Genomic DNA, 6,678 nt, shown 5'->3' with positions numbered 1-6,678 from the left:
AGGGATAGTTTGCGAGCAATTTGTTCGATGCAAGACAACTTAACATTGCAGTTACTTTTTATCACTTGAAGCTGTGAAAAGAAGGCTAAGATAGATAAAAGAATGTAAAAAATGAGGGATACATTTTAAAATAAAAAATTATAATTATGTTAATTCCACACCAGTTGCTGCTGATATTGGTAACAAAAGAAATTTGACTAAAAAAATTATCAAAATTATTGAGGACATTCCTCATAGCATGTAGACTAGATCTTTTTGTTGGTATGGGTGGGATTTTCTTTGAGCAGAAATTGATTCTATCCCCTGAAATTAGCAATAATCTCTCCGGTGATGTCGTAAACTTTTGGGGGATGTTACAACGTCACTATCGTCCTTTTATGAAAAATCTAGCATTTCAGATGAGTAGCTGTGAGGAGTTTCAACGTTTAATACAGTAAGACCCAACAACTCTCACGGATTTAGAATGGGCTTCAAGATTTTTATATTTACAGCGATTAAGTTTTGGAGGGAAGGTAAATCGTACGATGAGAGTTGGAATCCGTCGTAGCGCGTGGGTTTAAGTCTTTCCAATTTGAAGGCGTGCTAAAACTTATTTGCCTCTGTTTAGCAGGTGTTAGCATTGAACATTTAAACTGGTCTGATTTTATTGTGCGTTATGATCATCTAAAAAACTTGTTTTATCTTTCACCACTTTATTGTGGTTTTGAAGGTTATTCCAGAAAAGATTTTTATAAGCGGGAGAATTATCAGCTGATGTCTAAGCTGCTTGTATAAATAAAAGGGAGGTTTCTTTTGTCTTTAAACAATATGCTAGAAATTCAAAAAACTTTAGTTAATTTCATAAAAGAGATTACACCATCTTATACAGATTGCTCTTCAAATAATACAATTTCTGGTAAGGAATAGGGCACCACCAATTTTGATTTCTAAAAAAGAAACAATACGCATTAAAGAGTCTTTAAATTTGCGGACTTTTTGAGAATCCTTTCAGAATCTTTTGCAAAAAGTGAACTGATAGAAGATTTGCTATCAAAATATAGAAACTTTTCTAACAAATTACGAATAAATCTAAAAATATATATTACATATAAAAAACAGTATGATACGCTGGCAGACTGGGCTTTAGAAACAAGAATCAAAGTGTATAAAGATGCATAGAGGTGAGATTGGTATGGATCATTTTTATGATTCAATAAAAATTAAAGAAAAAATTCTATATCAAAAATTTAAGGTGGTTTAAAAGGTGGACGGGCAATGCATAGAAGGATGAACGAGAAGGTGAATTAGGTGAGGGAGATTTATAGATTATCAGCATCTTTTGTATAAAGTGTCTCCTCAAGGTAAATATTGTGATGAAGTAAGACAGTGGTTGAATGTTCAAAAAGATAATACACGCTCTTAATTTTTCCGTTATACACATCACAATAAACGCCGTGAAAGGCACGGTTCTGTTACAAACTTTCTCTAAAAGCAGCATATGAGTTTGCAAGATATTAGAGTGATGTTTTAAAAGAAGGTAATGGTCCCATTTTATTTCAGGAACAAGTTATCTTAAAACAGCAAAGCAATATTTTTCAAGAAACTGCAAAAGCGACTTTTGAAAGCAAAAAAGCAGAGTTAAAAAATGAAGGTAAAAACGGTTTCTGGTTTTCTCCACTAGAGTTGCATGTTATTTCCCACATAGGGAATTTACTACAGAAAAATTAACAGCCAAGATCACTCACAATGTTTTTGCGCCACTTTAGCATGAAAAAGCAGATACCGTGCGGAACTATTTGTCTTATCTTCAACATCATTATTACAATTAGAAAGCTGAAACAACGTCATTCACAAATCACATAAAAGCTGTCCATTGTTCATTATACAATCCCGTGGATTGTTTTTCTTAAGCATGCCAAATCCTATTTTGTTGAAGACAGAACGTTGAGTATCATTAGTTCTTTGAACGACGACAGCAGTGCAATCCGTAAAATCTTTTCTCATCTTCTTTAGTAGGATAACAAAGATGCTCTTGGAATACACCAATAGACTCAATCACTTTATACAAATATAACCTTGTTGAATCCTTTCGCTTCAACTCAGACATCTCCGTCACTCTAATTAAATCCTATCGACCACCAGAGCGTTTTTATCCTTTAAGTTCTTTTACTTTTAATCTGAATATATCGACCTCTTTCAAATCTTTTCATTGATTAATCTTTCAGAGGAATTGTATCCTTAGCACTTTATTTTCCGTTTATGCCTCCAACCACATAGACCAGCACCTTGTTCATTATGTTTTAAATATTTCTCGCCAAATTTGGACTAATCACATTGATATCTTGTCGATTCAAATAAATTGGCAGCCATCCAATACAAGAAGTTTATTCATTCGTCGCGCAGCCAGTTAGAAAGCTTAGTACGCATAGCAGCATCAGTTTTCTTATTAATCTTCATTTTCTACCTTAAGCCGTGTTGTCCTATTTTGAAAGCTTCCTTTGTTTGCTTTTGCTTCTCAACTTGTTTCCCAAGAAAAAAGGCTTTCACTAAAGCTATAAGAAAAGCTGCTATGGTCACTGATGTCATTGTTAGATATTTTTTTATCCATAAGATCATAGGCGGTGTTCTTGAAAGCGTTTAGCAATGTATACCATAGCTGTACAAGCAGCTAAAACCATAATGCCTGCTAAAACCCATTGAACAGGACCATTTCCTGAAAAAAGCCCTCCAAGCCCTGAAAAAGAACCTATGATTGGTGCAAGAGCTTCTACTTTGCAAATACCTGTTACACCTTCTGATTCTACTACATGATAATTTGGAGCAACATGAGATCCTTTCGCCCATAATCCTGCTTCGGCTGCTCGGCGATTGACAAGACCTTGGATACGTTTTCCTCCTACTCTTGTCCATTTTTGTAATTCAGTTGGTACCACTTCATATGCACCTTTATTGAGCTTTTTTAAAAGTGTAGAATTGCAAAAGGCTGTTATTCCTACGTTATAGCAAAATGATACTAATGCCGCGAATTGTTCATTGTTTAAAGGAACGGTAACGGCTTTTTCAACAACGAGTTCACACTCTCTCAAATCCTGACAAAGGATTTTTTCAGCTTCTTTTTCCGTAATTTGCATGTCTTTGTGGACGCTTGGAGCACCAGCAGCATTTGTATGTCCATAACCAATTGTCCATACACCACCAGAATATTCATAAGCCGATAAACGTAAGCCTTCCAATTGCTTAATCAATGCAAGCCCTTCTTTTGATATTTTTCGCATTATTCTTACCTATAAAAAAACCTACACAAAGCAGGATATGAATCGAAAACTTACATCTACTCATTTTTAAGAACAGAACAGCGAAAGGGCATAATAAATTCAAAATCTCCATAGTGAGTTATGTTAAAATCCATATCGTTTTTTGAACAAATATTATGCTAAACACCATTCATTTTGCAGCAATTGATCTCCATCTCAAGATAATAACTTTATAATAGATCCATTTATAGTCAGATAGATTTTACTCATAAATTCTTACAGTTGATCCAGAATGATTTAGAAGAACTTTACTTAAAAAACTTCAATAATCCTGATGAAAAAAAGCATTTTTTAACAAAAAAATAAGAGATATAATAAGTAATGAAATAATAGGTATTGATTTTCAAGTAATTGCATAACCCATAAATTACACCATAGAATTATTTTCATAAAAACAAAAAAACATTACAGTTGAATATTATAGATCTACAAATTATCTTAGAATCAACACGATATACACGTAACGTATTATACATATTTAATAAAAAAATCTATAGTGAATTTAACTATTATTTATTTTTTCCTCTAATTGCTTAATTTTCTTAAAAATATCTTTATGAAGGATTTTAAATAAAATGTTATATAAAACATAATCGATATTTTCTCCCTCTCTAGTAGTCTGTTTCCAACTAAAACAATATAGTAGTGGAGCATATTCAATATATGGACCAATGATATTGGATAGTGTTGTAAAGAATATTGTATTGTAATAAACTTGAACGATGATTTCGGTTTCATATATTTTTTCCATATGAATAACGCTTTCGTCTTTTTCATATGAAGCGTTTTATGGGGCATTTGAGGCCAATGGTATCATCTTTGTCTAGTGATGTATTGGCTACGTTTCCAGAAGCGTCTTAAACAAATCAATCAAGCTATTGAAATCTTTTTAGAGGCAATAATACAAGAGATACAAAAGATTTTAACAAAAAGCCGCTTGAAGATATGGGAGGTTCTCTCCTCCTAGCATCTCCGCCCATTTACATAACATAAAAAAGAGAAAGGTAATGAGATGATATTTGATGATGGCGATAGATATGTAACAACCCGTGAATGTGTACAGCTTTTTAGTGTATCCACAACAACGATTCGCAATTGGGTGCTTCAAGGGGTTGTTTCCGGAGCCATATAAGCTATGGAGAGCGGTGAGGTGGAGAAAGAAAGAGATCTTAGCCTTTACTCCAGAGAAAAATACGGAGCAAATAACAACAGATTAGGTAAAATTGTATAAACGGTAGAAGGTGGTCTAAAAGGTGGTTTTCAAACAGATAATTAAATAAAAAATCTGGATGTTCTAATATGATAAAGAGAAAATGCGGTGCCGCATGCCGGATTCGAACCAGCGACCCCATCATTACGAATGATGTGCTCTACCAACTGAGCTAATGCGGCATAGGTTTGTAAATCAATGAGACAAAACTAATTTGAGGGTAATAGCTAAAAGTACGTATAAAAGCAAGAATGCATTTTTTCAATAATTTATAAAATATGATAATAATTTGCAGGAGAAGTATGTAAAAGTCAGAGGACAGTATTCTTTGATCTTAATACTATAAATGCTTTCCAATTTACGATAGCACTCAAATTAAGAAGCTAGGAATGTAAATCTTGAGGATGGAAAAAGGTGTCAAGATAACTTAGTAAAGATAAAAACATTTTCTGATTCTTAAGAAAGAAATTTGTTGAATAAGTGATTAGGAAAAAAAGATCATTATAAACCCTTTATAATGTGAAAATAAGATGAGTAGAATTAGTTGAAAAGTTACTTCTTATTTTTATGGGAAGAAAAAGGGGGAGGATTAATAAAATTAATCACGTTTTTTTATTTAAGATGGAGTAAGAATCATGTCGGATGAAGATCGGCTGATAGAACTAGAAATGAAGCTAGCTTACCAAGAAAAATTCATTGAGGAGCTTTCTCTAGTAGTAACTAATCAATGGAAAATTTTGGATGAGATATCTAAAAAAGTTGATGTTTTAGCGAGGCGATTTTCAGATTTAAAAGAACAGAGTGTTACTGAAGCTGTTGTTTTACCATTTTCTCAATAGGGAGAAGGTGCTTAAAAATTCTTCTGCTAATAGTCTCTTGGATTTTTTTAGATGTAATAGGGTGGGTATCACAATGGGAGGAAGCTGCGAAATATTCTTTATTACAATTGCAATTATTTACAGATTAGTTTTTATTTAACGCATTTTGTTAGACTTGTAGAATAATTTTTATAAGCTTCTTCCTTAATTTCAAGAAGTTCTAATTTTATAAAGAGTGCTGATATTAGAAGACGTTTTTTATATGTGATTTCTAGTATTAAAATTAAGAAAAGTTTTTGTGGAGTATAGAGAAGTATCCATAAAAATATATGAACTTCAATATGTTAAGTTTTTTCTGTACAGAGTTTTCTATAGATGGAAGTTAGATTTATTCGCTACTTTTTTAAATTGATACAAATGAAGTGATGTTATCGTTATCTATAGAAATTATAAGTGAGCGCATATATTTATAATAAAGCGTTTTAATCCATTTTGATGATCAAGTGATTTGCAGTTGTTTTAATAGGGTGAGGTGCTCTAAGCGATATCGGTTGTGTATAGTATAAAGAGCTCTAGAAGTCTTTTTCAAGATTAAATGTATTCTTCGTTATATGTACATGACATTTTGTGAAAAGGTTTTTGTTTTTCGTAATTTAAGATATAAAATACTATTGCTAAAGCACCAAAGATAGACCATGCTGGTAAATAAGTGAGAGTAATGCAAATTGAAGATAGAAAATCAGGCATTACCTTGCATAGAGATTGGTTAAGGTGATAGACATCTGTTTGCAGAAGGTTTGTTAAAATTTTATTAAAGGGGGTTGTTGTCCAATGTGATGTGATTACAGAGTGTGCGTTATCAATGACCAATGCTATAATAGTTAGTGTAACGAAAATGAAGGACATTAATTTAAATAAATGGTGGAGCATATTTTTTCTTAAAACTTCAACGGGGCATATATATATAATGCACAAAAAAATAAGGGGTTGCATTATGATAAGAAAATAATTTTACGTTTGTTTTGTGTTTTTTGAAAAAGGTGCCTGATTTTTCGATAAAAGTTGAAGTTAGGTTCAACAAAAGTAATGAGGCATGATGTCTGAAAAAAAGCACAATGAATTGAAGCGTAGCCTTCAAAATCGCCATATTCAAATGATTGCTTTGGGTGGCGTTATTGGGACAGGACTTTTTTATGGGTCAACCGAGGCAATTCAATTAGCTGGTCCCTCAGTCATTTTATCTTATCTTGTCGGCGGGCTTATTATGTATTTCATTATGCGAATGCTTGGTGAAATGTCAGTAGAAGAGCCGTCTTCAGGAGCATTTAGTTTTTTTGCTTATAAATATTGGGGGAGA

At 32.7% G+C, this 6,678-nt stretch carries 4 protein-coding genes, 1 tRNA gene and 3 pseudogenes; 4 read left to right on the top strand and 4 right to left on the bottom strand.

Annotation, left to right across the window (positions count from 1 at the left end; all coding sequences use genetic code 11):
* Nucleotides 1–1,287: 1,287 nt before the first annotated feature.
* A pseudogene (locus ACFIKE_RS07610) lies at nt 1,288–1,742 on the top strand (integrase); the annotation flags it as partial.
* An 849-nt stretch (nt 1,743–2,591) separates the two neighbouring features.
* Here the strand turns inward: ACFIKE_RS07610 and ACFIKE_RS07605 are convergent.
* Both ACFIKE_RS07605 and ACFIKE_RS07600 read right to left on the bottom strand, forming a co-directional pair.
* A complete protein-coding gene (locus ACFIKE_RS07605; protein WP_012754682.1) occupies nt 2,592–3,254 on the bottom strand; it encodes a lysozyme in 663 nt (220 codons plus the stop codon).
* A 541-nt stretch (nt 3,255–3,795) separates the two neighbouring features.
* Complete coding sequence (locus ACFIKE_RS07600) at nt 3,796–4,044, bottom strand: hypothetical protein (protein ID WP_375649033.1); 249 nt, start codon at nt 4,042–4,044, stop codon at nt 3,796–3,798.
* Nucleotides 4,045–4,305: 261 nt separating this feature from the next.
* Between ACFIKE_RS07600 and ACFIKE_RS07595 the strand changes: the two are divergent.
* Nucleotides 4,306–4,510: pseudogene (locus tag ACFIKE_RS07595) on the top strand (helix-turn-helix transcriptional regulator).
* A 102-nt stretch (nt 4,511–4,612) separates the two neighbouring features.
* On the opposite strand, the gene ACFIKE_RS07590 reads toward ACFIKE_RS07595, so the two are convergent.
* Nucleotides 4,613–4,685, bottom strand: a tRNA-Thr gene (locus ACFIKE_RS07590).
* A gap of 453 nt (nt 4,686–5,138) precedes the next feature.
* Here ACFIKE_RS07590 and ACFIKE_RS07585 point away from each other — a divergent pair.
* On the top strand, nt 5,139–5,342 hold the full coding sequence (locus ACFIKE_RS07585) for a SlyX family protein (RefSeq protein WP_375626827.1): 204 nt from the start codon (nt 5,139–5,141) through the stop codon (nt 5,340–5,342).
* 570 nt (nt 5,343–5,912) lie between these two features.
* Here the strand turns inward: ACFIKE_RS07585 and ACFIKE_RS07580 are convergent.
* Nucleotides 5,913–6,251: a hypothetical protein gene (locus ACFIKE_RS07580; RefSeq protein WP_375626851.1), complete on the bottom strand. Its 339-nt coding sequence runs from the start codon at nt 6,249–6,251 to the stop codon at nt 5,913–5,915.
* 166 nt (nt 6,252–6,417) lie between these two features.
* Between ACFIKE_RS07580 and ACFIKE_RS07575 the strand changes: the two are divergent.
* Nucleotides 6,418–6,678: pseudogene (locus ACFIKE_RS07575) on the top strand (aromatic amino acid transporter AroP); the annotation flags it as partial.

The sequence above is a fragment of the Bartonella sp. MU70NMGDW genome (assembly GCF_042194085.1).
GTDB classification, from domain to species: domain Bacteria; phylum Pseudomonadota; class Alphaproteobacteria; order Rhizobiales; family Rhizobiaceae; genus Bartonella; species Bartonella grahamii.
The sequence above is the reverse complement of the archived record's forward strand: the minus strand, read 5'-3'. Positions and strand labels throughout refer to the sequence as shown.

What these genes read in the sequence shown, in the direction of transcription:
- ACFIKE_RS07605 (WP_012754682.1), bottom strand. Translation starts at nt 3,254, where the DNA reads ATGCGAAAAATATCAAAAGAAGGGCTTGCATTGATTAAGCAATTGGAA.
- ACFIKE_RS07600 (WP_375649033.1), bottom strand. Translation starts at nt 4,044, where the DNA reads ATGGAAAAAATATATGAAACCGAAATCATCGTTCAAGTTTATTACAAT.
- ACFIKE_RS07585 (WP_375626827.1), top strand. Translation starts at nt 5,139, where the DNA reads ATGTCGGATGAAGATCGGCTGATAGAACTAGAAATGAAGCTAGCTTAC.
- ACFIKE_RS07580 (WP_375626851.1), bottom strand. Translation starts at nt 6,251, where the DNA reads ATGCTCCACCATTTATTTAAATTAATGTCCTTCATTTTCGTTACACTA.